Genomic DNA, 22,872 nt, shown 5'->3' with positions numbered 1-22,872 from the left:
GCCGGGATGACGGAGGAGTTGTCGGTCGGAGCGCTTCTTTCGCCCCGGCTCTCTGCCTGAAGGGGGGAGGGGGAATGGCTGTCGTTGCTCAGTTCAGCGCGTTGCCGGAGTTGCGCTTGAGGCGCAAGGCCATGGCCTGGTAGCGGACGGCGCGTTCGTTATGCAGTGCGATGGTCGCCTGGTCTGCTCCGCGCTGCCGGGCTTCTCTGGCCTGCCGCGCTTCCAGTGCCGCGCAGGCGGAAAAATGTGATGCGTCGTGGGGGCGCATGGCCCAATCCTCTCTCTGATTTCTTATGGCCGTCCCTATATCACTGGGCCGGTCGCGGCGGCAATAAAACAGATTAGAGTTGAAAAAGCATCAACTTTTGAAGCTATTTTGGCCGTCTCAGTGCTTGGATGCCGGCACTTTCCAGGGGGCATTGCGGAAGGTTTGGCGGAGAAAGGCGATGAAGGCATCGACCGCGGGGGGACGGCCCGCCGCGCGGGGATGGACGGCATAGACGGCGAGGTCAGAGGGGCCTTCCCAGCCATCGAGCAGGCGGACGAGCTTCCCCTCGGCGAGAAGCGGGCCAACGTCCCAGAGCGAGCGGAGTGCAATGCCGGCACCGGTCACGGCGAGTTCGCGGACGATCTCGCTGCTGTTGGTGCGCACATGACTACGGCCGTCGATCTGCCGGCGCATGCGGCCGTTGTCGAGCCGCCAGGGCAGTTGTCCTTCCGCGGCGAGCAGGCGGTGGCGGGAAAGGTCGGCGATCTTTTGCGGCGCGCCATGTTCCGAGAGATAGGCGGGGCTGGCGCAGAGGATGCGTTGGTTGGCGGCGAGATAATGGCCCTCCAGATGCGCGGGAACGTCGCTGGTGATGCGGATGGCGAGATCGACCCGCTGCGAGAGCAGGTCCTCATAGGCGTCGGAAAGATTGAGCTCCAGATCGACTTTGGGATGGCTCTGCAGGAAGCGCTGGACATGCGGGGCGATGTGGAGGCGGCCGAAGGAGGTGGGGGCGGAGACCCGCAGCGCGCCGGAAATCGCGCGGTGGCGGTTGGTGGCGCGGTCCTCCGCCTGCTGGATCGCTTCCAGGATGGCGGTGATGTCGCGATGAAGGCTGGCGCCTTCCTCCGTCAGCGCGAGGCGGCGGGTGGTACGGTGGATGAGGCGCACGCCGAGGCGGGCTTCTAAGCGAGAGATGCGCTTCGACATCATCGCTGGGGAAATGTTGAGCATCCGTCCGGCGCCCGAGAGGCTGCCGGCGTCGACGGCGCGGGTGAAGAGGAGATAGTCCGGGTCCATCATGATCTTTTCCAATGCGGAAAATATCTTTCAACTTTTTCTTGTCTAGTGCGAGGATGGCGGGCGGGTCTATGCTTGGCCGCAGTTATTTTCGCGCGGAGTGGATGCATGCCCGACCTGATCGAGAAATCTGGCCTGAAGGTCGCCGCCGAGCTGGCGGGCTTCATCGATGAGAAGGTGTTGCCCGGCACCGGGATCGAGGCGGATGATTTCTGGCGCGGGGTGGCCGGCATTTTCGAGCGCTTTGGCCCGCGTAATGCCGCGCTGCTGGCGAAGCGGGACGCGATGCAGGATCAGATCGATAAGTGGCATGAGGCTCACGCGGGGCAAGCGGTGGATGGGACGGCTTACCGGGCTTTCCTGACCGAGATTGGCTATCTGGCGCCGGAGCCTGCTCCCTTTGCCATCGGATCGACGCGGGTGGATGACGAGCTGGCGAGGCTGGCGGGGCCGCAGCTGGTCGTGCCGATCCTCAATGCGCGCTTCCTGCTGAACGCGGCTAATGCGCGGTGGGGGAGCCTCTATGATGCGCTCTATGGGACCGATGCGATTGGGAGCGTTCCGGCGGGGAAGGGCTATGATGCGGCGCGCGGGGCGCAGGTGATTGGCTGGGCCAAGGAGTTTCTGGACCGGGCCGTCCCGCTGGCCGATGGGAGCTGGGCGGACTGGCGAGGGGAAGCGCCGGTGTTGCGGAATGCTTCGCAATTGGTGGGACGGGCGGGGGATAATTTCCTGCTGCGCAATAATGGGCTTCATATCGAGCTGGTGATCGATGCTGGGCATGCCGTGGGGCGGGATGATCCGGCGCATTTGGCGGATGTCGTGCTGGAGTCCGCATTATCGACCATTTGCGACCTGGAGGACTCGGTCGCGGCGGTGGATGCCGCCGATAAGGTTGCGGCTTATGCCAACTGGCTGGGCCTGATGAAGGGCGATCTGGAGGATAGTTTCGAGAAGAATGGCGCGATGATGACGCGGCGGTTGAACGGCGACCGCAGCTATGTCGCGCCCGATGGGAGCAGCTTTACCCTGCCGGGGCGGTCGCTGCTGTTCGTGCGCAATGTCGGGCATTTGATGACGACGCCTGCCGTCCGGATGAGCGACGGGGCGGAGGCGCCGGAGGGGATTCTCGACGGGATTGTCACCAGCCTGATCGCCTTGCACGACCTTCGGCGGGAGGGGCGCTTCGTCAACAGCCGGGCGGGCAGCATCTATATCGTCAAGCCCAAGATGCATGGCCCGGAGGAGGTCGCCTTCACCAACGATCTGTTCGACGCGATCGAGGATCTGCTGGGGCTGGAGCGGCATCAGTTGAAGGTCGGCGTGATGGATGAGGAGCGGCGGACTTCGGCGAACCTCGCCGCCTGCATCCATGCGGTGCGGGACCGGATCGTCTTCATCAATACCGGCTTCCTGGATCGCACAGGCGACGAGATCCATACGTCGATGCGCGCGGGGCCGATGGTCCGCAAGGGCGAGATGAAGGATGCCGCCTGGATCAAAGCCTATGAGGATCGCAACGTGCAGATCGGGCTTGCCTGCGGACTGTCCGGCAAGGCGCAGATCGGCAAGGGCATGTGGGCCGCGCCGGACCGGATGGCGGACATGCTGGAGCAGAAGATCGGGCATGTGATGACGGGGGCGAATACGGCCTGGGTGCCTTCCCCGACGGCCGCGACCTTGCACGCGACGCACTATCATGCCGTCGACGTGTTTGCGCGCCAGGAGGAGCGGAAGGCGGAGCCGGTCGCGGGTCTGGACGCGCTGCTGACGATCCCGCTGGCGGCTGGGGTGAACTGGTCGGCGGAGGATATTCGCGACGAGCTGGACAATAATGCGCAGGGGATATTGGGTTATGTCGTGCGCTGGGTGGATCAGGGCGTCGGTTGCTCCAAGGTACCGGACATTCATGACATCGGGCTGATGGAGGACCGGGCGACGTTGCGGATTTCTTCGCAGCATATCGCCAATTGGCTACTGCATGGGGTGTGTTCCGCCGACGAGGTCGATGCAGCGCTCAAGCGGATGGCGGCGAAGGTGGATGCGCAGAATAAGGGCGATCCGCTTTACCAGCCGATGAGGGGGCGGGAGGAGGAGAGCCTGGCTTTCCAGGCGGCGCGGGCGCTGGTGTTTGAGGGCGTGGTGCAGCCTAACGGCTATACCGAGCCCTTGCTACATGCGTTCAGGGCTCGGGTGAAAGCGCTAGCCTAGAGTAACATGATTGGGGGTTGATCCGTTCGTTTCGGTCCAAATCGGAAAAACGTTAACGTCGCGCTCTCCGCTTCGCGACTATGTTGGTAGCGAGCGGACGCAGACGGTGCGTTCCAACATCATCGTGCGCTAGGTCAGCAGGATAAAAGCGGCGCCTGCTGCGGCGGAGCAGAGGAGGACGGGGAGGACCCCGGCCTTGAAGCGCAGGACGGCGATGAGCGCTGCGGTGGAGAGGATCAGGGCCGGGAGATTGATCGAGGCGAGGACCGGGACGTCGAGCGATCCGGTCGGCGTCGCTACGGCCTGAACCTTCCCGAAGAGCGTGTGGATCGCGAACCAGAGGGCGAGGTTCAGGATCACGCCCACCACCGCTGCGGTGATGGCGGTAAGCGCTGAGGAGAGGGCGCGGTTGCCGCGCAGGCGTTCGATGAAGGGCGCTCCCGCGAAGATCCACAGGAAACAGGGGACGAAGGTCACCCAGGTGGTGAGGATCGCGCCGATCGTCGCGGCGAGCAGTGGCGGGAGCGTCCCGGCGTCGCGGAAGGCAGCGAGGAAACCGACGAACTGCGTTACCATGATCAACGGGCCCGGCGTGGTTTCAGCCATGCCGAGGCCGTCGAGCATCTCGCCCGGACGGAGCCAGCCGAAAGTGCCGACCGCCTCCTGCGCGACATAAGCGAGGACGGCATAGGCCCCGCCGAAAGTAACGACCGCCATCTGGCTGAAGAAGCTGGCGATGCGGGCGAATACATCGTCGGGGCCGAGCGCGAGGAAGAGGGCCAGGACAGGCGCCAGCCAAAGCAGCAACAGGACGGTCGAAATCTGGAGCGACCAGCGCAGGTTCGGGCGGGCGTGATCGGGAAGCGCTTCGCCGAGCGCGGTGTCGCGGTCGTGGATGATGTTTCCGGAGGCCGGGCCATGGCCGCCGCCGCCCTTGAACTGGGCGATGCCGCTGCGGCCGCCGAGATAGCCGATGAGGCCCGCCGCCAGCACGATCAGCGGGAAGGGGGCGTCGAGGAAGAAAATGGCGACAAAGGCGGCGGCGGCGATGCCGCGCATCACGCCGTTCTTGAGCGCGCGGGAGCCGACGCGGATGACGGCTTGCACGACCACGGCAAGGACGGCGGCCTTGAGGCCGAAGAAGAGCCCTTCAACAAGCGGCACTTTGCCGAGGAGGACGTAGATGTAGCTTAGCGCCAGGATCGACAAGAAACCGGGGAGCACGAAGAGGATACCCGCGATGAGGCCGCCTTTCGTCTTGTGGAGGAGCCAGCCGATATAGACGGCGAGCTGCTGCGCTTCTGGGCCAGGAAGCAGCATGCAATAGTTGAGGGCGTGGAGGAAACGCTCCTCGCCGATCCACTTTTTTTCCTCGACCAAGATGCGGTGCATCACCGCGATCTGTCCTGCGGGGCCGCCGAAGCTGAGCGCCGCGATCTTCGTCCATTGACGGGTGGCTTCGCCGAGCGAGATGCCGTGGTCGGGGGCAGAAGTGGCGGCGGCGGAGAGGGTCGATGCGTTGCTGCTCATCGATCGGCCTTTCGATTGCTGAAGAAGGCGTGGAATTGATTGAGGGCGTCGCTGGCGAGGGCGATGCGTTGGAGATCGTCGTCGGTCGAGGCGCAGACGCCCGACAGGATCGCGCCGAGGCCCGCGGTTTCCGGGCGGGCGAACTTACCGTCGGCTATGTCGAGTTCGTGGATGATCTCGCCGATGGCGCAGAGGGCGGGATCTTCAGTGAGGGCGGCGCGGAGCAGCAGGGTTTCGAAGCTGCAACGGTCCCCTTCATGGGTAAATTCGGCGTCGGCCATGTCGAAGCGCAGCTCGCCCGGTTCCGGATCATGGGAGCGGCTATCGACGAAGCGGAAGCGCGCCTTGGGATCGATGAAGCGCTGGATCAGCCAGGCGCAGGCGATGCGATCGACATGGACGCCGCTGCGCGTGACCCAGATGCGGTCGGTGAGGTCCTGCGGCCCGGGGGTCTGGGCAGGCTCGGCGCGGCTGACATCGGGATGCTGATAGCGGTGGCGCTCGAGTTCGGCGAGGGCTGCTGCCGCCTCCTGGCGGCCGTGCGCGCCGAAAAAGTCGATCCGGCCGATCTCTTCTAGGCGCTTCTGGAGCTTGGCGATGTCGGCGGGGGTGGCGGGGCCGGTTTCGAGCAGGCGGTAGGCAGACTGGGCCAGTTCGTCATAATCGGCGTCGCGGGCGGTGTCGAAAAGGTTGCGGACTTCGGCATCCGACTGGCCAGCGAGCAGGCGGGTTTCGGTGAGGATGGCTTCGCCGCCGCTGCTGGTGATTTCTTCGAGCAGGGCGTGGAAGGCAGCTTCAGAGTCGCCCGAATGCGGAAGGACGTGGACGGCGTTTTTGAGCGGAACCGCGCCAATGGATTGGAGGCGGCGCCAGATCTTGACGCGCAGATAGGGGGGCTTGGCGGGGAGCTGGTGCAGGAGGGCTAACCACGAAGTCATGATGCAGGTGTATCATGAGATTGGCGGGTAGGAAATAGCTATATCTTCTCGGGCGGAGGGGGAGCGCCTGCGGATGGAAGGGGTATGCCGTGCCAGAGCCACCCCAACCCTTCAAACGAGTCACATGCCTCGTTTGAACCTGAAGTGGAGGGGCTATAAGGAGCCCTTTAGCCGTTCGATGAGGGCCTTTGCCGCTCTGGTTACATCTCCCCAGGTTTCGTCAAAGCCTGCATCCTCACCGAAATAGGGGTCGGTGACGCTGGTGCCTTCTCGGCCGGGGACGAGGTCCATGAGGAGGCGGAGGTCGGCGGTGCCGTCGGAGGGGCGGATGCGGCGGAGGTTTTGCAGATTGTCCGCGTCGAGGGCGAAGATGTGGTCGAAACGCTGGAAATCCTGCGCGGTGACCTGGCGGCCCCTAAAGTTGGATATGTCTATGCCGTTGCGGAGGGCGACGGCTTGTGCGCGTTTGTCGGGTGGGCATCCGACATGCCAGTCGCCGGTGCCCGCCGAGTCCACTTTGATGGACAGGCCCGCACGTTCGGCTTCGGCGCGCAAGGCCGCTTCCGCGAGGGGTGAGCGGCAGATATTGCCAAGGCAGACGAAGAGGACGGAGATGCTCATCCTTCGGCCGCTGCGGTGGAGAGGCCGAGTTGCGGCACGCCAATCGAGCGTCGGCCGCCAAAATCGGTGCGGGCGACGATGACGCCGATCTTTTCCATATAGTCGATGAGGCGGCGGACGCGGCCGGGCGAGCTGGTGCCATAGGCTCGGGCGAGGGCGGTATCGTCGGGGCAGGGCAGGCCCTGCATCGCCGCGCGCGCGATGAGGAGGAAGGGCGCGAGCATGTCTTCGGGCAGGGGTTGCGCGGCCTTCATCGCATCGTCCCAACGCGGATCAGCGGCGTCGAACATGCCCGCCTGCGCCATAGCGAAACGCTTGCGGAAGGCGGAGAGGTCGAGCGGGGGCGTGCGCAGCCCCTTCATGCGGCAGCGGACGCCGAAATCCTGATAGAGGGTCGAGACGCTGGGCTGCGCGTCGCCAAGGTCGGCGACGATCTCTTCGAGGACGGCGATGACCACGGGCTCATTCTGGCCGAAGTCGAGCTCGGGCGCGGCGGGCTTGGCCGAAGGGGCGTTGGCGAGCGCGCGCATCAGTTCCTCGGCCGGGAGCGGCGGCGGGTCGGCGCGGGGCGGCGGAGGCGGCAGCGCGTCGTCCTCGCCTGCGCTGGCGAAGAGCAGTTCCTGCATATTTTCGGTTGCTGCGGCAGGCGGCGGCATCAGCTTGTGGGTGCCGCCGCGCGTGCTGGTTTTGACCGTGCCAATCTTCACCGCGACCGGGCGGCGGCAGATGGCGGGGCCGAGCGCGAGGAAGCGGCCGCGTTCCAGGTCACGTATCTGTTCGGCCTGGCGGCGCTCCATGCCCAGCAAGTCGGCGGCGCGGGCCATGTCGATGTCGAGGAAGGTGCGGCCCATCAGGAAATTCGACGCTTCGGCCGCGACATTCTTGGCGAGCTTGGCAAGGCGCTGGGTGGCGATGACGCCCGCAAGGCCGCGCTTGCGGCCCCGGCACATGAGGTTGGTCATGGCGGCGAGGCTGAGGCGGCGGGCTTCGTCGGACACGTCTCCCGCGGCGACCGGGGCGAACATTTGTGCTTCGTCCACCACGACGAGGGCGGGATACCAATGGTCGCGCGGGGCGTCGAATAGGGTGGAGAGGAAGGTCGCGGCGCATTTCATCTGCGCCTCCAACTCCAGGCTTTCGAGGCTGAGGACCACCGACGCGCGATGTTCGCGGATGCGCGCGGCCATCTTGACGATCTCGCGCTCATTATAATCGCCCGCGTCGATGACGACATGGCCGTATTCGTCGGCGAGGGTGACGAAATCGCCTTCGGGATCGATGACTACCTGCTGGACCAGGGACGCGCTTTCCTCCAGCAAACGGCGGAGGAGGTGCGACTTGCCGGAGCCCGAATTGCCCTGAACGAGCAGGCGGGTGGCGAGCAATTCCTCGACGTCGATCGGAACGGGGTTGCCGTTGCCGTCGGTTCCTATGCTGATGGTGGCGGTCACATATGTCCTTTGGCCCAGGCGGTGGGATTCGCGCAAGGATTGTGTGGCGTCAGCACAGCTTCGGGGTGAGCTTGTGAAGGTGGTGCGCGGGCATCGCCAGGCTCAGCCCGAACGAGGGTGGGGCGTTACGAGGCTTGACCCGGCGATTGTTGCGGCGCAGCATCGATTTCATGGCGACTCTTTCCTCCCCCGTTCCGGCGGTTACGCAAAATCCGGACATTCGGTATCTCGGCCGCCTGCTCGGCGATGTGATCCGGGCCTATGGCGGAGATCGGCTGTATCGGCAGACGGAATATATCCGGTCCGCGTCGGTCGATCGGGCGCGGGGGCTGCACGGCGCGGATGTGGTGGATACCGGGCTGGAGGCGCTGAGCCTGGATGATACGCTATCCTTCGTTCGGGGGTTCATGCTGTTTTCGATGCTCGCCAATCTGGCCGAGGACCGGCAAGGCGTGGCGGCCGATCCGGACGCCGATGTGGCTTCGGCCATCGAGCGGCTGGAGGGGCATGGGGTCGATCGGGATGCGGTGCTTTCGCTGCTCAACCATTCGTTGATCGTCCCGGTGCTGACCGCCCACCCGACCGAGGTGCGGCGCAAGAGCATGATCGATCATAAGAACCGCATCGCCGACCTGATGCTGCTGAAGGATGCGGGGCGCAGCGAGACGGAAGATGGCGAGAATCTGGACGAAGCGATCGCCCGGCAGATTGCGCTGTTGTGGCAGACGCGGCCGCTGCGGCGGCAGAAGCTGTTCGTGCAGGACGAGATCGACAATGTCCTGACCTATTTCCGCGACGTGTTCCTGCCGGTGCTGCCTGCGCTTTATGCGCGATGGGAGCGGGTATTGGGCGTGCGGCCGCCGAGCTTCCTGCGGGTGGGCAACTGGATCGGCGGGGACCGGGACGGCAATCCCTTCGTCCAGGCGCCGCAATTGCGATCAGCATTGGCGCGAGGATGCGAGGCGGCGGTCGCCTTTTATCTCGACGCGCTGCATGCGCTGGGGGCGGAACTGTCGTTGTCCACCGAGTTGGCGCATGTGCCGGACGGCGTGCTGGCACTGGCGGAGGCAAGCGGGGATAGCTCGCCCAGCCGACAGGATGAGCCCTATCGGCGGGCGATTTCGGGCATTTATGCGCGGCTGGCGGCGACCTATCGCACGCTGGTGGGCAAGGAGCCGCCACGCCCTTCGCGACTGGACGGCGAGCCCTATGCGCAGCCGGGCGACTTGCGGCGCGATCTGGTGACGGTAGCGCAGGGGCTGGCGAGCGAGGGTGACGGCGCGCTGGCGACGGGGGGCGCACTGGGGCGGCTGATCCGGGCGGTGGAAACATTCGGCTTCCATCTCGCCACGCTCGACATGCGGCAGAATAGCGATGTGCATGAGCGCGTCGTTGCGGAGCTGCTGAAGGTGGCGGCCGTGCAGGAAGATTATGCCGCGCTCGATGAATATGCGCGGATCGCGCTGCTTCGGCGGGAGCTGGCAAGCAACAGGCCTTTAGGGTCGCGCTTTTCGGAATATTCTGAGGAGACCGCGTCCGAACTGGCGATCGTGCAGGCGGCGGCGGAGGCGCATCGCATCTACGGTCCGGCCTGCATTAGTCATTATATCATCTCCAAGGCGGAGAGCGTTTCTGATCTGTTGGAGGTCAACCTGCTGCTGAAGGAGGCGGGGTTGTGGCGCGCGGCGAAGGGTGATGCCCCTGCGGAGGCGGCGATCATGGCGGTGCCGCTATTCGAGACGATCGCCGACCTTGAGGCCGCGCCCAGCATCATGGCGGCCTATTTCGGGCTACCCGAGATTGCGGGCGTGGTGCGCGAGCGGGGCCATCAAGAAGTGATGATCGGCTATTCCGACAGCAACAAGGATGGTGGGTACATCACCTCTACCTGGTCGCTTTATCAGGCGAGCAAGGCGCTGGCGCCGGTGTTCGAGAAGGCGGGGACGGCGATGCAGCTGTTCCATGGCCGGGGCGGCGCGGTGGGGCGCGGTGGCGGGTCATCCTTTGCCGCGATCCAGGCGCAGCCCAAGGGCACGGTGCAGGGACGCATCCGCATCACCGAACAGGGCGAGGTGATCGCGGCGAAATTCGGCACGCGCGATGTCGCAATGACCAATTTGGAGGCGATGACGAGCGCGACGCTGCTCGCCAGCCTAGAACCGGAGGGGATTTCGGACCGGGATGCGGCGCGCTTTGCGGCGGCGATGGATGAGCTGTCGAAGACCGCTTTCGCCGCCTATCGCGACCTTGTTTATGGGACGCAGGGGTTCAAGGAGTTCTTCCGCGAGCTGACGCCGATTCAGGAGATTTCCGGCTTGAAGATCGGCTCGCGGCCCGCCAGCCGGACGAAGAGCACCCGGATCGAGGATCTGCGCGCCATCCCCTGGGTGTTCAGCTGGTCGCAGGCGCGGGTGATGCTGCCGGGCTGGTATGGCATGGGGCAGGCGTTCGACGCTTTCCGTGACAAGGCGCTGCTGGCGGACATGGCGCAGAGCTGGGCGTTCCTGCAGTCGGCGCTCGCCAATCTGGAGATGGTGCTGGCGAAGTCGGACCTCGGGATCGCCGCCCATTATCTGCCGCTGGTCGAGGATCAGGCGGGCGGTGCTGCGATATTCGAACGTATTCGCGAGGGGTGGCAGCTGACCCATGACGGGCTGCTGGCGGCAACGGGGCAGTCGCGACTGCTGGAGAAGAATCCCAAGTTGGATGAATCGATCCGACTGCGCCTGCCCTATATCGAGCCGCTCAACCTGCTGCAGGTGGAACTGATGAAGCGGCATCGCGGCGGGGAGGATGATGCGCGGATCAAGGAGGGCATCGAGCTGTCGATCAACGCGATCGCGACGGCGCTGCGCAACAGCGGGTAAGATAAGGGAATTCGGGACGGCTGCAGTCCAACGCCGCCCCGAACCCCTGGCCTCCTGGAAGGAAGGCCGAAGCGGATAAGACAGCGCGCCAGGCGGTCTGTCCAGCGCTTATGCAAACGGTTCATCCCTTTCCGACGATGAAGCATGGATGAACGCGAAGAGAGCTTCTTCGTCTCTTCATTCACAACCAATTCAACCGGGAGACGTTATCCTGCCCATATTGGAGAAAAGGAGAGAGGCGATGACGTGGTCCGGACAGAAGTTTCTGGCTGCGATTGGCCTTGCAGGTGCGGTCGCCTTGGGCGGCTGCGCCTATGACGATGGCTATTATGGCGGCGTGAGTGTAGGTTCGGGTTATTATGGCAGCGGCTATTATGGCGGCTATTATGATGATTATTGGGGCCCCGGCTATTACGGCCCCACTTATGGCTGGTATGGCGATTATTATTATCCCGGCAGCGGCTACTATGTCTTCGACCGGGGCGGTCGCCGCCACCGTTGGAACGACAGTCAGCGCCGTTATTGGGAAGGCAGGCGCGGACAGGCTCAGCAGGGCGGGCATTGGCGCGGCAGCCTGGCGCAGCCTGATCAAGGCCGCACTTGGCAGGGTCAGCGCCGGCAGGAGCAGTCTTGGCAGGGCCGCCGCTGGCGCGACCGCGATGGCGCGGGTGCTACGGCCAGTCCGCCGGTGACGCGCAGTGAACCGCGTGCGGGCAGCCCGCGCGGCAGCTGGGGCGGTGGCCGGTCGGGTGATTCCGGTGAGACGCGAGACAGGCGATCCGATGGGGATCATTGGCGCGGGACGTTGCGCCGCTGATGCGGGTTGGAACCGGCGCAGCAGCGCTTATCGCATGCCTCTCGCTCGCCGCTTGTGACGGGCGGGAGGAAAGCGCGATCGACAATCTCGCCAACGGCGCCAATGCCGTCCAGGTAGAGAACAGCTTCCGCGCCGAGGCGCAGGCGGCCTTGGAGCCGCTCAAGCCGCCGGAACCCGGAACGCCGGGCGGCCTGCCGGACGACAGAACGCCGCTGGAGGAAGGGTCGATCGATCCCAAGGGGCCGCAAGGCGCTGCCCAGGTGGTGCAGGGCTATTATGGCCTGTTGGAGGCGCGGCGTTTCGACGACGCGCAGGACCTGTGGAACGACGAGAGCGCGGTGGGCGCCGAGGAAGACGAGGTCTTCGCCCGGCGATTCCGCAATTTCAGTGAGATCCACGCGAATGTCGGTGCGCCCGGACAGATGGAGGGCGCGGCAGGGTCGCTCTATGTCGTCGTGCCGGTGCAAGTCTATGGGCGGATCGCGGCCAATGGGAAGCCCTGGTACAGGCTGCGGCAGGTCACGTTGCGGCGCGCCAATGATGTGCCGGGGTCGAGCAAAGCCGACCGGCGCTGGCATATCGAGGCGATCGGGCCTTATGTGGCCCCGGTTGAGGGTGAGACCGATAATGCGGTTGTGGGGAATGGTTCGGAGTGACGATTAGCTGAAAGGGCGAGCCTTGTGCCTCTCGACTTTGTTCGAAGCGAACGGGTGGTCAGGATTACGCTCTAACGAAGAAGGGGGCTGATCTTTGGATCGGCCCCCTCCGCTTTATCAGGAAATTGTCGCCTTCAGGATCTTGCCTGGGGTCCGGGGCGGTTCGCCCTTGGGCAGGGCATCGACATGTTCCATGCCCGAGGTGACTTCGCCCCAGACGGTATATTGGCCGTCGAGGAAGGTGGCGTCGTCGAAGCAGATGAAGAACTGGCTGTTGGCGCTGTTCGGGTTCGACGAACGAGCCATGGAGCAAACGCCGCGCACATGGGGTTCGCGGCTGAATTCAGCCTTCAGGTCAGGCAGCTTGGACCCACCCATGCCGGTGCCGGTCGGGTCGCCGCCCTGCGCCATGAAGCCGGGGATGACGCGGTGGAAGACCACGCCGTCATAAAAGCCTTCCTTGGCGAGTTGGGCGATGCGTTCCACATGGCCGGGAGCGAGGTCGGGGCGCAGCTTGATGACGACATCGCCGCCGCTGTCGAGGGTGAGGGTGAGCGTTTCGTCGGCCATGAAAATCTCCTCTTTCGGGGGAGTGGGGAAATGTTGGTCCATATAGAGCGTTAGGCGGGGGATGGAAGCGCCTCAATCAACCTTTGAGGCATTGCATTTATCCCTTTCATCGGCAAAAGCAGCGAAATGTTACAGGAACCGGACAGTAGGGGACGCGATGAGCGAGCGAGCCGATATGGCCGAACCCCGGCCGGACGACCTAGCTGCTGACGACAAGACCGTCGAGCAGCCGGAATCCCGTCATGACGAGGATGACCGGCTGAGGCCGGACTTTGTTTCCGCCGTTCTAGACGCGGTGGAAGAGGATGACCGGGACCGGGCGCGCGATCTGGTTTCGCCGCTGCACCCGGCGGATATCGCCGACCTTCTGGAACTGACCCCATCCGACCGGCGTGGCGATGTTGCGGCGGCGCTGGGCGATCTGGTGGGCGCGGAGGTTCTGTCCGAGCTCAACGACTATGTGCGCGACGACCTGCTCGACGCGCTTGAGCCGCAGCAGGTCGCCGACTTCGCCGCGGAACTGGATACAGACGACGCGGTGGCGATCATCGAGGATATGGAGGCGGCCGATCAGCAGGCCGTGCTCGATGCGCTGGACCCGGAAGATCGCGCTGCGATCGAAAGCGCGCTGTCCTATCCGGAGGAATCCGCCGGTCGTTTGATGCAGCGCGACCTGGTCGCGGTGCCCGAGCATATGACGGTCGGGCAGGTGATTGACTATCTGCGCGACAATCGCGACCTGACGACCGATTTCTGGGAAATCTTCGTGGTGGACGAGGCGCATAAGCCGATCGGCACCTGCCAGCTGAGCTGGATCCTTACCTGCCCGCGGTCGATCGCGATTGCGGACGTCATGAAGCGCGAGCAGACGCTGATCCCGGTCGATATGGATCAGGAGGAAGTGGCGCTGCGTTTCCAGAAATATGCGCTGATTTCGGCTGCGGTAGTGGATGCGAGTGGGCGGCTGGTGGGCATGATCACGGTCGATGACGTGGTCCACATCATTTCGGAAGAAGCGGGCGAGGACATATTGCGCCTGTCCGGTGCGGGCGAGGGCGACATCAACCAGCCGATCCTGGAGACGGTTCGGACGCGCCTTTCCTGGCTGGTCGTGAATCTGGGGACGGCGGTGCTGGCCGCTTCTGTCGTCGGATTGTTCCAGTCCACTATCTCAAAATATGTCGTGCTGGCCGTGCTGATGCCGATCGTGTCGGGCATGGGCGGCAATGCGGGAACGCAGACCATGGCGGTGGCGGTGCGTGCACTGGCGACCAATCAACTGACCAGTTCCAATACGATCCGGCAGATTGTGCGCGAGTTCCGGATCGCCAGCGCCAATGGAACGGCATTGGGGATATTGATCGGGATCGCGGTGGGGCTGATCTATGGCAATCATGATTTGGGGATCGTGATCGCGCTGGCGATGCTGACGAACAATCTGGTGGCTGGGCTGGCCGGGATATTGGTGCCGGTGACGCTGGACCGGTTCAATATCGATCCTGCGGTTTCGTCGGCCGTGTTTGTCACCGCTATGACCGATGTGATGGGGTTCTTTTCCTTTTTGGGGCTGGCGACGATCTGGGGGCTTTAGGGTCGCCCTATCTTGACCAGTGTGCGCAAGCGCCCATCTTCTCGCTCATGCCGCTTCATATCACCAAGATAGCCTTTGGCAGCGAAAGTCCTGCGACATTGCGGGCGTGGCTGGAAAGCCACGCGGGTGAGGCGCGGTTGACGACGCGTTACCTGCCCAAGCGTGTGGCGGAGATGGAGGGCGGTTCGCTTTACTGGGTTCACCAGCATCGGCTCGTGGGGCGCAGCCCGTTGATTGGATTTCAGGAGACGGGGCAGGGGCGCTTCTGGATCAGGCTGGAACCCAGATTGATCGCGGTGCGGGGCGCGCCCAAGCGGGCGCACCAGGGGTGGCGGTATCTGGAGGGGAAGGATGCGCCGCCGGACCTTGGCGCGGATGAGGCAGATGATCTGGATGCGATGCCGCCCGCGATGCTGGGGGAGTTGACGCGGTTAGGGTTGGTTTGAGGGGGGGGTGAGTGTGTCTCTTAGCGCCGCTCGCTTTGAGCGAAGTTGAGAAGCAGGCGCTTTCCGTTTCTCGACTTCGCTTGAAACGAACGGGGGTATGGGCATTTGACATGAACAGGCGGCGCGGATCAGGCCGCTTTGCCTTGCAGCGCCTTTTGGCGGCGCCTTTGGACGGAGGAGCCTATGCCTAAGGCTTCTCGGTATTTGGCGACCGTGCGTCGGGCTATATCCATGCCCTTGGCGCGAAGCAGATCGACTAGCGTGTCGTCGGACAGGATGGCGTCGCGCGCTTCTGCGGCGATCAGGGCCTTGATGTGGCTCTTCACGGCCTCGGCCGACACCGCGCCTTCGCCGTCCGAGGCCGAGACGCCGCTAGTGAAGAAATATTTGAGTTCATAGATGCCGCGCGGGCAGGCGAGATATTTGTTCGAGGTGACGCGGCTGACCGTAGATTCATGCATGTTGATCGCTTCGGCGACCATCTTGAGCGTCAGTGGCTTCAGATGTGCGACGCCCTTGCGGAAAAATTCCTCCTGGCAGCGGACGATCTCGGTCGCGACCTTGATGATCGTCTTCTGCCGCTGATCGAGTGCCTTGACCAGCCAGTTGGCGCTGGCGAGGCAATCGGCGAGCCACGCCTTTGAGGCGCGGCTCTGCGGGCCGGAGGCAAGCTCCACATAATAGCTGCGATTGATGAGCAGGCGCGGAAGGGTCCCGCTATTAATCTCGATCGACCAGCCAGCGCCGGTGGGATTGACGAAGAGGTCGGGCGTGACCGGTGGCGCGCGATCGGTGGAGAAGCGAAGGCCGGGCTTGGGATTATAGGCCCGCAGTTCGCGGATCATGTCGGCCATGTCCTCCTCATCCACGCCGCAGATGCGGCGCAGCTGGGGAAGGGCGCCGCGGGCGAGCAGGTCGAGATTGGCGAGCAGCTTCGCCATGCAGGGGTCGTAGCGGTTGGCTTCCTTGGCCTGGAGCGTCAGACATTCGGCGAGCGAGCGCGCCCCCACGCCAGTGGGGTCGAAGCCGTGGATGACGCCCAGCACCTCCTCCGCCTGCGCGAGCGGTACGCCGATGCCATGGGCGGTTTCGAGGAGATTGGCTTCGAGATAGCCTGCTTCGTCGATCTGGCCGATCAGCTGGGTAGCAATGAGCAGGTCCATGCCCGACAGCGCGCTGCGCGCCTGGTCCATCAGATGTTCCTGCAAGCCCTGTTCGGGATTAGCGAAGCTGTCAAAATCGGGCGCTTCGCCGCTGCCGGAGAGCAAGTCTAAGCTGCCTGAGCCAATCGCGCTCGTAGCCCGATCGGCGGGGCCGTCGTCGATGAAGGTTTCCGCACCATAATCGACGTCGAGCGGAGCGTCGGTTTCGCCCAGTCCCTGGCCGATAAGATCGTCGGTCGCGCCGGTCTCGGCGGCAAGAGCAGGGCGATCGATCTCAGCCTCGATCTCGCCGGGCGCAACGGCTTCGACTGGCGCGCCGGTTTCCAGCAGGGGGTTCTTTTCCAGCTCAGCCGCGACGAAGGCGTCGATTTCGAGGTTGGAGAGCGCCAGCAGCTTGATCGCCTGCTGGAGCTGCGGCGTCATTACCAGTGACTGGCTTTGCCGCAGGTCGAGGCGGGGCGCGAGGGCCATTAGCTGGCGCCTTGGCCGTCAGGTCGCAGGGAGGCGGGCGGGCCGCTCATCAGAGCGAGAAATTCTCGCCCAGATAGAGGCGGCGGACATCGGCGTTGGCGACCAGTTCGGTCGGGCTGCCCGCGAAGAGGACCTGACCGCCATAGATGATGCAGGCGCGATCAACGATTTCCAGCGTTTCCCGGACATTATGGTCGGTGATGAGGACGCCGATGCCGCGCGTCTTCAATTGCTTCACCAGATCGCGAATGTCGGCGATGGAAAGGGGGTCGATGCCCGCAAAGGGCTCATCGAGGAGGACAATCGAGGGATTGGCGGCCAGCGCCCGGGCGATTTCGCAGCGGCGGCGCTCACCGCCCGACAGCGCCATGGCGGAGGAATGGGCGAGGCGGGTGAGGCCGAATTCTTCGAGCAGCTGGGTAAGCCGCGCTTGGCGCGCTGCCTTGTCCGGCTCGGCCAGTTCCAGCACGGCGCTGATATTCTGGGCGACGGTGAGGCCGCGGAAGATCGAGGTTTCCTGTGGCAGATAGCCAAGGCCCAGGATCGCGCGGCGGTACATGGGGAGGCCGGTAATGTCCTGGCCATCCAGAATGATGCGGCCTTGATCGGGACGGACGAGTCCCATCACCGAATAAAAGCAGGTCGTCTTGCCCGCGCCATTGGGGCCAAGCAGGCCGACCACCTCGCCCTTGCCCACGGTCAGCGACACGTCGGTCAGGACGGCGCGTTTGTCATAGCTCTTGGCGATGGAGATGACAGATAGCCCTTCGCCCACTTCCTGCGGCGAAAAGGGCGATCGGGCGCCCTGTCTATCCTGGATCATGAGGTCGTCCATTATCCGTCCTTGCTGCTCCGCGGTGCGGAGGTAAAACACCAGCTCTGCCAAGGCAATTGGCAAGCTTTGTGCATGGGATCGCCGCGGGGGCAAGGGGAAAATGGGCAACCGTGCTTCTGCTGCCGTCAAAAGCTTGATTTAAAGCCCCGGAGGGGTCAGGGCAGGGATGGGCCGCGGCTGAAGCTTGCGCTCAACGAAAACTATCCGCTATTGTAAAATTCAGTGGCGAGAATAAGAGGCGAGGAATGAGGATCGAGGACGTGGATTCGGCCGTGTCATGGGCAAAAGCGCTTGGGCGTGAACCGCTCGGCGCGCTGCTTGACCAGGCCGAGGCGATGACGCTGGCGTCATTTGGCGCGACCGTCACCTATTCGCGCAAGGTCTTCATTCCCCTGACTCACCTATGTCGCGACGTTTGCCATTATTGCACCTTCGCCAAAGCGCCGCGCAATGCCGGACCGCCCTATCTGTCGATCGACGAAGTGCTGAAGATTGCCCGGGCGGGTGAGGCGGCGGGATGCCGAGAGGCGCTATTTACGCTCGGGGACCGGCCGGAGGATCGCTATGCCGTGGCGCGGACGGCGCTGGAGGTGTTGGGGCATGGCTCGACGCTGCGTTATTTGCGGGAGGCGGCGGCGGCGGTACTGGTGGAAACGAACCTGTTGCCCCACCTGAACCCCGGCATCATGGGGGACGCCGATCTGGCGATGCTGCGCCCAGTGGCCGCGTCGATGGGCCTGATGCTGGAAAGCACGTCCGATCGGCTGTGCGCAAAATGGGGGCCGCATCATGGATCGCCGGACAAGGTTCCTGCGGTGCGGCTGGAGGCGATCGAGGCAGCGGGGCGGGCGCGGGTGCCCTTCACCACCGGTTTGCTGATCGGCATCGGCGAGACGCGGATGGAGCGCATCGAGGCGCTGCTGGCGATTCGCGATGCACATGCGCGGCATGGGCATGTGCAGGAAGTGATCGTCCAAAATTTCCGGGCCAAACCGGACACGCGCATGGCGGATCATGCAGAACCGCCGCTGGAGGAGCATCTGTGGACCATCGCGGCGGCGCGATTGATCCTGGGGCCGGAAATGACGATCCAGGCGCCGCCCAATCTGCAGCCGGATGGTTTGGCTGCGCTGATGCGTGCGGGGGTGAATGACTGGGGCGGCGTCTCGCCAGTGACGCCCGACCATGTGAACCCCGAAGCGCCCTGGCCGCATCTGATGGCGCTGGCGGCTGCGACAGCGGCGGCGGGACGGGTGCTGACGGAGCGGCTGGCGGTAGGGCCTGCCTATGCAAAGGAGCCGGAGCGGTGGCTGGAGCCCGAAGTTGCGCTAAAGGTACGGCGAGCGGTGGATGCGCGCGGTCTGCCGATCGTCGAGCGCTGGCGCGCGGGCGCGGGAGAAGCGCCGCCGGTGCTGCCTCTGGTGGGACGGACGCTGATTGGCGGACGGATCGACGAGATTATCGCCAAGGCGGGTGAAGGGCTGGACGATAGCGAGATTATCACGCTGTTCGAAGCCGCCGGGCCGGATGCCGGGCGGGTGATGGAAGCGGCGGATACGCTGCGGCATGAGGCGGTGGGTGACGCGATTACTTATGTGATCAACCGCAACATCAACTACACGAATATCTGCAGCTATCGCTGCGGCTTCTGCGCCTTTTCCAAGGGGACGGCGAAGGCTTTGCGCGGCCCTGCCTATAAGCTGGACCTGGAAGAGGTGGGACGCAGGGCGGCTGAGGCTCATGCGCGTGGCGCGACCGAAGTCTGCCTGCAGGGCGGCATTCATCCGGACTATGATGGGCATACCTATCTGTCGATCGTCCGGACGGTGCGGGATGCCGCGCCGGGGATCCATGTCCACGCCTTTTCCCCGCTGGAGATCGCGCATGGCGCCTCCACCCTTGGCATGGAGTTGGAACCCTATCTGGCGATGCTGAAGGAGGCGGGGCTTTCGACGCTGCCAGGGACGGCGGCCGAAGTGCTGCATGAGGAAGTGCGGGCCATCATCTGCCCCGACAAGGTTTCTACGGATGAATGGGTGGCGGTGATGCGGGCGGCGCATCGCGTTGGCCTGAAAAGCACGGCGACGATTATGTTTGGCCATGTCGATGAGTATCGCCACTGGGCACGGCACTTGAACGTCGTGCGCGGCCTGCAGGAGGAGACGGGCGGCTTTACTGAGTTTGTGCCGCTGCCCTTCGTGCATATGGAAGCGCCGATGTGGCGCAAGGGCAAGGCGCGGTCGGGCCCGAGCTTCCGCGAAGCGCTGCTGATGCAGGCAGTGGCGCGTATCGCGCTGCATGGCGCGATCGGCAACATCCAGGCGAGCTGGGTGAAGCTGGGCGAGCAGGGCGTGATCGCGGCGCTGGGCGCGGGGGTCAATGACCTCGGCGGAGTGCTGATGGACGAATCCATCACGCGCGCAGCGGGCGGAGCGCATGGGCAGTGTTTCGATGTGGAGCGGATGCACCGCACGGCCGAAACAGCGGGCCGATACGCCCGGCAGCGGACCACGCTTTACGGATCGGTCGAACAGGAGGTCGCGGCCTGATGTATGGATTGCTCAAAGGACTGACGGTTGTCGAAGGCGCGGCTTTTATCGCCGGGCCGTCCTGCGGGCTGCATCTGGCGCAGATGGGCGCGACCGTGATCCGTTTCGACCAGGTCGGCGGGGGCCCCGACAGCGCGCGCTGGCCGATCGGTCCCAAGGGGCAGAGCCTTTATTGGGAGGGGTTGAACAAGGGCAAGAAATCACTGGCGATTGATCTTGGCCGACCCGAAGGACGGGAGTTGGCGCAGCGGGTGGCGACCAGCGGCGACGGATTGTTCGTCACCAATTTCCCGGTGCAGGGGTTCCTGTCCTATGAAAAGCTGTCCGCGCTGCGGGTCGATCTGGTCTGCCTGCGGGTGATGGGCTGGGCCGATGGCACGCCGGCGGTCGATTATACGGTGAATGCCAGCGTCGGGATGCCTTATCTAACCGGGCATCCAGATGATCCGCGTCCTGTCAATCATGTGCTGCCCGCGTGGGATCTGCTCGCGGGGGCCTATGGTGCCTTTGCGCTGTTGGCGGCGGAGCGGGAGCGGCAAGCGAGCGGCAAGGGGCGTGAGGTGCGACTGGCGCTTTCCGATCTGGCAGCGGCGACGATGGGCAATCTGGGCAATGTCGCCGAGGTGACGCTGAGCGGGCAGGACCGGCCGAGGAGCGGCAATAATCTGTTCGGCGCGTTCGGTCGCGACTTCGCAACGGCGGATGGCGAGCGGGTGATGCTGGTCGCGATCACTCCGCGCCAGTGGACAGGGCTAATTAAAGCGCTGGGCCTGGGAGAAGCGGTTGCCGATCTGGAGGCGCGCTTGGGCGTTGATTTCGCCGCCGATGAGGGTACACGTTTTGTCCACCGCACGGAGGTGGACGCTTTGGTGGCCAGCGCGATTGCCGAGCGGCCTCTGGCGAAATGCGCGGAACTGTTCGAAGCGACGGGCGTGACCTGGTCGATCTATCGCACGCTTGCCGAGGCGCTGGAGCGAGAGCCTCGTTTGTTTGCGCACAATCCCATTTATGGCGAGGCGACCCATGGGGGCGGGGATAGCTATCCAACGCCGCGGGCGGCAGCGCGCATTCCCGGCGAGGATCTGGGCGAGCCGTTCGCAGCGCCGCGCATCGGCCAGCATAGCGATGAGGTGCTGTCGGATCTTCTGGGCCTGTCCAGCGGCGAGATCGGCGAGCTGCATGATGCGGGGATCGTGGCATGAGCGATCTGGATCCGGCGGCGTTGGAGGAGTGGAAGGGCAGCGTCGGGCGTAGCGAGACGCGCGCAGAGGTATTGGAGCATGAGAGCCTGCGTCGTTATGCGCTGGCGGTCGGCTCCGGCCCGAAGGTGGAGCAGGTCCTGCCGCCGCTTGCTCATTGGGCCTTTTTCCTGCCGCAACCGGAAGATGGCGACATAGGCGAGGATGGGCACCCCCGGAGAGGCGGCTTCCTGCCTGCGATCAGCCTGCCGCGCCGCATGTTCGCCGCCGCAGACATCAGTTTCGAGGCGCCGCTGCTCCTCGGGCGTGAGGCGGAGATGCTGAGCAGCGTCGCGAGCGTCACGCACAAGAGCGGGCAGTCGGGTGACCTGATCTTCGTCGATGTCGATCGGGCGATCAGCCAGGATGGCGACGTGCGCGTGCGGGAGCGTCAAACCTATGTCTATCGGGACATGGGTTCGCCAGCGCCAATGCCGGTGCCAGGGGATGGGCCTGTCGAAGGGGAGCTATGGGAGCCCGGTCCCGTCAATCTGTTCCGCTTTTCCGCGGTCACCTTTAACAGCCATCGCATCCACTATGACCTGCCCTATGCACAAGAGGCAGAGGGCTATCCGGCGCTGGTCGTCCATGGGCCGTTCACCGCTGCAAAACTTGCAGCTTTCGCGGAGCTCGAGGGCAGATTAGCGCGCTTCAGTTTCCGGGCTAAGTCGCCGCTGTTCCTCGGGCAGCCGATCCGGTTGCAGCGCGGAGAGGGCGAGGTACGGGCTGTTCGCTGCGACGGGGCGACAGCTATGACTGCAAGGGTGGCATATCAATGAGCGGACTACGCCTGCGTTCCTTGTTGTTCGTGCCTGGCGACCGGCCGGAACGGATGCGTAAGGCGCTGGGCAGCGGCGCTGATGCCTTGATCCTGGACCTGGAGGATTCCGTTGCGATCGATGCGAAATCGCGGGCGCGCAAGGAGGTTTCGGCGTTCCTGACAGAAGCGGCGGGTAGCCAAGCGATGCTGTTCGTCCGGGTGAACCCGCTTGATGGCGGGCTGACCGATGCGGATCTGGACGCGATCGTTGAAGCGCGCCCCGCCGGGATCATGCTGCCCAAGGCTGAAGGCGCGGCCTCGATCGCAGACCTGGACGAGCGGCTGCGGATGAGGGGCGATGCGCAGGCGCGGATCCTGCCGATTGCGACGGAAACGCCCAAGGCGCTGTTCCGCCTCGGTGAATATGTGGAGGTCCGCGAGCGGCTCGCGGGGCTTACATGGGGCGCGGAAGATTTGCCTGCGGCGGTGGGAGCGTTGACCGCCCGTCAGGCGGACGGCGGCTATACCCCGCCTTATGAAATAGCGCGGGCGCTCACTCTGTTTGCGGCGGCCGCTGCGGAGGTGACGCCGATCGAGACGGTCTATCCGGCGATCCGCGATCTGGAGGGCCTGGCCGCCTATGCGGCGCGGGGGGCGCGCGACGGCTTTCTGGGTATGATGGCGGTGCATCCCGATCAGGTGCAGGTAATCAACGCCGCCTTTACGCCCGCGCCGGAGGAGATTGCGCATGCGCAGGCGGTGGTTGATGCCTTCGCCGCCAATCCGGGTGCGGGTGTGCTGACGCTCGACGGCAAGATGATCGATTGGCCGCATTTGAAGAAGGCGCAGGCGCTTCTCGCTCGCTGCTGA

20 protein-coding genes are annotated in these 22,872 nt (G+C 64.5%); 10 read left to right on the top strand and 10 right to left on the bottom strand.

What is annotated here, in order from left to right:
- Window positions 1–88 precede the first annotated feature (88 nt).
- Together ACFO3E_RS09245 and ACFO3E_RS09240 are read right to left on the bottom strand one after the other, a co-directional pair.
- The gene (locus tag ACFO3E_RS09245; RefSeq protein ID WP_066530430.1) at window positions 89–268 is read right to left on the bottom strand and encodes a hypothetical protein; all 180 of its coding nucleotides are present in this window, start codon (window positions 266–268) and stop codon (window positions 89–91) included.
- Window positions 269–385: 117 nt separating this feature from the next.
- Window positions 386–1,291 carry a LysR family transcriptional regulator gene (locus ACFO3E_RS09240; protein ID WP_380804042.1) on the bottom strand — a complete coding sequence of 302 codons (906 nt, stop codon included), beginning with the start codon at window positions 1,289–1,291 and terminating at the stop codon, window positions 386–388.
- A 105-nt stretch (window positions 1,292–1,396) separates the two neighbouring features.
- On the opposite strand from ACFO3E_RS09240, the gene ACFO3E_RS09235 reads away from it, so the two are divergent.
- On the top strand, window positions 1,397–3,499 hold the full coding sequence (locus tag ACFO3E_RS09235; RefSeq protein ID WP_380804040.1) for a malate synthase G: 2,103 nt from the start codon (window positions 1,397–1,399) through the stop codon (window positions 3,497–3,499).
- 129 nt (window positions 3,500–3,628) lie between these two features.
- On the opposite strand, the gene chrA is transcribed toward ACFO3E_RS09235, so the two are convergent.
- The 5 genes from chrA to ACFO3E_RS09210 all read right to left on the bottom strand — a co-directional run bounded on the left by chrA (window position 3,629) and on the right by ACFO3E_RS09210 (window position 8,211).
- The gene (gene chrA, locus ACFO3E_RS09230; protein WP_380804038.1) at window positions 3,629–5,029 is read right to left on the bottom strand and encodes a chromate efflux transporter; all 1,401 of its coding nucleotides are present in this window, start codon (window positions 5,027–5,029) and stop codon (window positions 3,629–3,631) included.
- Window positions 5,026–5,967, bottom strand: coding sequence for a chromate resistance protein ChrB domain-containing protein (locus ACFO3E_RS09225; protein ID WP_380804035.1), 942 nt, complete (start codon window positions 5,965–5,967; stop codon window positions 5,026–5,028). Before ACFO3E_RS09225 ends, chrA begins: the two co-directional genes overlap by 4 nt.
- A 153-nt stretch (window positions 5,968–6,120) precedes the next feature.
- Window positions 6,121–6,588: a low molecular weight protein-tyrosine-phosphatase gene (locus ACFO3E_RS09220; protein ID WP_380804033.1), complete on the bottom strand. Its 468-nt coding sequence runs from the start codon at window positions 6,586–6,588 to the stop codon at window positions 6,121–6,123.
- Window positions 6,585–8,039, bottom strand: coding sequence for a helicase HerA domain-containing protein (locus tag ACFO3E_RS09215; protein WP_380804032.1), 1,455 nt, complete (start codon window positions 8,037–8,039; stop codon window positions 6,585–6,587). Before ACFO3E_RS09215 ends, ACFO3E_RS09220 begins: the two co-directional genes overlap by 4 nt.
- A 49-nt stretch (window positions 8,040–8,088) precedes the next feature.
- Window positions 8,089–8,211 carry a hypothetical protein gene (locus tag ACFO3E_RS09210; RefSeq protein ID WP_380804030.1) on the bottom strand — a complete coding sequence of 41 codons (123 nt, stop codon included), beginning with the start codon at window positions 8,209–8,211 and terminating at the stop codon, window positions 8,089–8,091.
- On the opposite strand from ACFO3E_RS09210, the gene ppc reads away from it, so the two are divergent.
- From ppc to ACFO3E_RS09195, 3 genes are all read left to right on the top strand, one after another.
- On the top strand, window positions 8,210–10,906 hold the full coding sequence (gene ppc, locus ACFO3E_RS09205) for a phosphoenolpyruvate carboxylase (RefSeq protein WP_380804029.1): 2,697 nt from the start codon (window positions 8,210–8,212) through the stop codon (window positions 10,904–10,906). The genes ACFO3E_RS09210 and ppc overlap by 2 nt on opposite strands.
- Window positions 10,907–11,147: 241 nt before the next feature.
- Window positions 11,148–11,723 (top strand): hypothetical protein, encoded by a 576-nt coding sequence (locus ACFO3E_RS09200; RefSeq protein WP_082919735.1) that lies wholly within the window; start codon window positions 11,148–11,150, stop codon window positions 11,721–11,723.
- Window positions 11,723–12,379, top strand: a complete 657-nt coding sequence (locus tag ACFO3E_RS09195; RefSeq protein ID WP_380804026.1) for a hypothetical protein — start codon at window positions 11,723–11,725, stop codon at window positions 12,377–12,379. Before ACFO3E_RS09200 ends, ACFO3E_RS09195 begins: the two co-directional genes overlap by 1 nt.
- Before the next feature lie 117 nt (window positions 12,380–12,496).
- Here ACFO3E_RS09195 and ACFO3E_RS09190 read toward each other — a convergent pair whose 3' ends face one another.
- Entirely contained in the window at window positions 12,497–12,949 is a 453-nt protein-coding gene (locus ACFO3E_RS09190; RefSeq protein WP_066530411.1) for a peptidylprolyl isomerase, read from the bottom strand.
- Window positions 12,950–13,106: 157 nt separating this feature from the next.
- Between ACFO3E_RS09190 and mgtE the strand changes: the two genes are divergently transcribed.
- Together mgtE and ACFO3E_RS09180 are read left to right on the top strand one after the other, a co-directional pair.
- Entirely contained in the window at window positions 13,107–14,540 is a 1,434-nt protein-coding gene (gene mgtE / locus ACFO3E_RS09185) for a magnesium transporter (protein ID WP_066530409.1), read from the top strand.
- Between the two features lie 47 nt (window positions 14,541–14,587).
- Entirely contained in the window at window positions 14,588–14,986 is a 399-nt protein-coding gene (locus ACFO3E_RS09180) for a DUF1489 family protein (protein WP_066530407.1), read from the top strand.
- A gap of 128 nt (window positions 14,987–15,114) precedes the next feature.
- On the opposite strand, the gene rpoN is transcribed toward ACFO3E_RS09180, so the two are convergent.
- Together rpoN and lptB are read right to left on the bottom strand one after the other, a co-directional pair.
- On the bottom strand, window positions 15,115–16,620 hold the full coding sequence (gene rpoN / locus ACFO3E_RS09175; protein WP_380804023.1) for an RNA polymerase factor sigma-54: 1,506 nt from the start codon (window positions 16,618–16,620) through the stop codon (window positions 15,115–15,117).
- A gap of 49 nt (window positions 16,621–16,669) precedes the next feature.
- Window positions 16,670–17,455, bottom strand: coding sequence for an LPS export ABC transporter ATP-binding protein (gene lptB, locus ACFO3E_RS09170; protein ID WP_380804021.1), 786 nt, complete (start codon window positions 17,453–17,455; stop codon window positions 16,670–16,672).
- A gap of 245 nt (window positions 17,456–17,700) precedes the next feature.
- On the opposite strand from lptB, the gene cofH reads away from it, so the two are divergent.
- The 4 genes from cofH to ACFO3E_RS09150 are packed head-to-tail and all read left to right on the top strand — an operon-like array spanning window position 17,701 to window position 22,872.
- Window positions 17,701–20,004, top strand: coding sequence for a 5-amino-6-(D-ribitylamino)uracil--L-tyrosine 4-hydroxyphenyl transferase CofH (cofH, locus tag ACFO3E_RS09165; RefSeq protein ID WP_380804018.1), 2,304 nt, complete (start codon window positions 17,701–17,703; stop codon window positions 20,002–20,004).
- Window positions 20,004–21,206, top strand: a complete 1,203-nt coding sequence (locus ACFO3E_RS09160) for a CoA transferase (RefSeq protein WP_380804016.1) — start codon at window positions 20,004–20,006, stop codon at window positions 21,204–21,206. The genes cofH and ACFO3E_RS09160 overlap by 1 nt, the downstream gene beginning before the upstream one ends.
- On the top strand, window positions 21,203–22,021 hold the full coding sequence (locus tag ACFO3E_RS09155; protein WP_380804014.1) for an HTD2 family dehydratase: 819 nt from the start codon (window positions 21,203–21,205) through the stop codon (window positions 22,019–22,021). Before ACFO3E_RS09160 ends, ACFO3E_RS09155 begins: the two co-directional genes overlap by 4 nt.
- On the top strand, window positions 22,018–22,872 hold the full coding sequence (locus ACFO3E_RS09150; RefSeq protein WP_066530394.1) for an HpcH/HpaI aldolase/citrate lyase family protein: 855 nt from the start codon (window positions 22,018–22,020) through the stop codon (window positions 22,870–22,872). Before ACFO3E_RS09155 ends, ACFO3E_RS09150 begins: the two co-directional genes overlap by 4 nt.

The sequence above is a fragment of the Sphingobium tyrosinilyticum genome (assembly GCF_042654265.1).
GTDB classification, from domain to species: domain Bacteria; phylum Pseudomonadota; class Alphaproteobacteria; order Sphingomonadales; family Sphingomonadaceae; genus Sphingobium; species Sphingobium tyrosinilyticum.
This window is presented reverse-complemented; position numbering and strand designations above follow the sequence as displayed.

What these genes read in the sequence shown, in the direction of transcription:
- ACFO3E_RS09245 (WP_066530430.1), bottom strand. Translation starts at nt 268, where the DNA reads ATGCGCCCCCACGACGCATCACATTTTTCCGCCTGCGCGGCACTGGAA.
- ACFO3E_RS09240 (WP_380804042.1), bottom strand. Translation starts at nt 1,291, where the DNA reads ATGATGGACCCGGACTATCTCCTCTTCACCCGCGCCGTCGACGCCGGC.
- ACFO3E_RS09235 (WP_380804040.1), top strand. Translation starts at nt 1,397, where the DNA reads ATGCCCGACCTGATCGAGAAATCTGGCCTGAAGGTCGCCGCCGAGCTG.
- chrA (WP_380804038.1), bottom strand. Translation starts at nt 5,029, where the DNA reads ATGAGCAGCAACGCATCGACCCTCTCCGCCGCCGCCACTTCTGCCCCC.
- ACFO3E_RS09225 (WP_380804035.1), bottom strand. Translation starts at nt 5,967, where the DNA reads ATGACTTCGTGGTTAGCCCTCCTGCACCAGCTCCCCGCCAAGCCCCCC.
- ACFO3E_RS09220 (WP_380804033.1), bottom strand. Translation starts at nt 6,588, where the DNA reads ATGAGCATCTCCGTCCTCTTCGTCTGCCTTGGCAATATCTGCCGCTCA.
- ppc (WP_380804029.1), top strand. Translation starts at nt 8,210, where the DNA reads ATGGCGACTCTTTCCTCCCCCGTTCCGGCGGTTACGCAAAATCCGGAC.
- ACFO3E_RS09210 (WP_380804030.1), bottom strand. Translation starts at nt 8,211, where the DNA reads ATGAAATCGATGCTGCGCCGCAACAATCGCCGGGTCAAGCCTCGTAAC.
- ACFO3E_RS09200 (WP_082919735.1), top strand. Translation starts at nt 11,148, where the DNA reads ATGACGTGGTCCGGACAGAAGTTTCTGGCTGCGATTGGCCTTGCAGGT.
- ACFO3E_RS09195 (WP_380804026.1), top strand. Translation starts at nt 11,723, where the DNA reads ATGCGGGTTGGAACCGGCGCAGCAGCGCTTATCGCATGCCTCTCGCTC.
- ACFO3E_RS09190 (WP_066530411.1), bottom strand. Translation starts at nt 12,949, where the DNA reads ATGGCCGACGAAACGCTCACCCTCACCCTCGACAGCGGCGGCGATGTC.
- mgtE (WP_066530409.1), top strand. Translation starts at nt 13,107, where the DNA reads ATGAGCGAGCGAGCCGATATGGCCGAACCCCGGCCGGACGACCTAGCT.
- ACFO3E_RS09180 (WP_066530407.1), top strand. Translation starts at nt 14,588, where the DNA reads ATGCCGCTTCATATCACCAAGATAGCCTTTGGCAGCGAAAGTCCTGCG.
- rpoN (WP_380804023.1), bottom strand. Translation starts at nt 16,620, where the DNA reads ATGGCCCTCGCGCCCCGCCTCGACCTGCGGCAAAGCCAGTCACTGGTA.
- lptB (WP_380804021.1), bottom strand. Translation starts at nt 17,455, where the DNA reads ATGGACGACCTCATGATCCAGGATAGACAGGGCGCCCGATCGCCCTTT.
- cofH (WP_380804018.1), top strand. Translation starts at nt 17,701, where the DNA reads ATGAGGATCGAGGACGTGGATTCGGCCGTGTCATGGGCAAAAGCGCTT.
- ACFO3E_RS09160 (WP_380804016.1), top strand. Translation starts at nt 20,004, where the DNA reads ATGTATGGATTGCTCAAAGGACTGACGGTTGTCGAAGGCGCGGCTTTT.
- ACFO3E_RS09155 (WP_380804014.1), top strand. Translation starts at nt 21,203, where the DNA reads ATGAGCGATCTGGATCCGGCGGCGTTGGAGGAGTGGAAGGGCAGCGTC.
- ACFO3E_RS09150 (WP_066530394.1), top strand. Translation starts at nt 22,018, where the DNA reads ATGAGCGGACTACGCCTGCGTTCCTTGTTGTTCGTGCCTGGCGACCGG.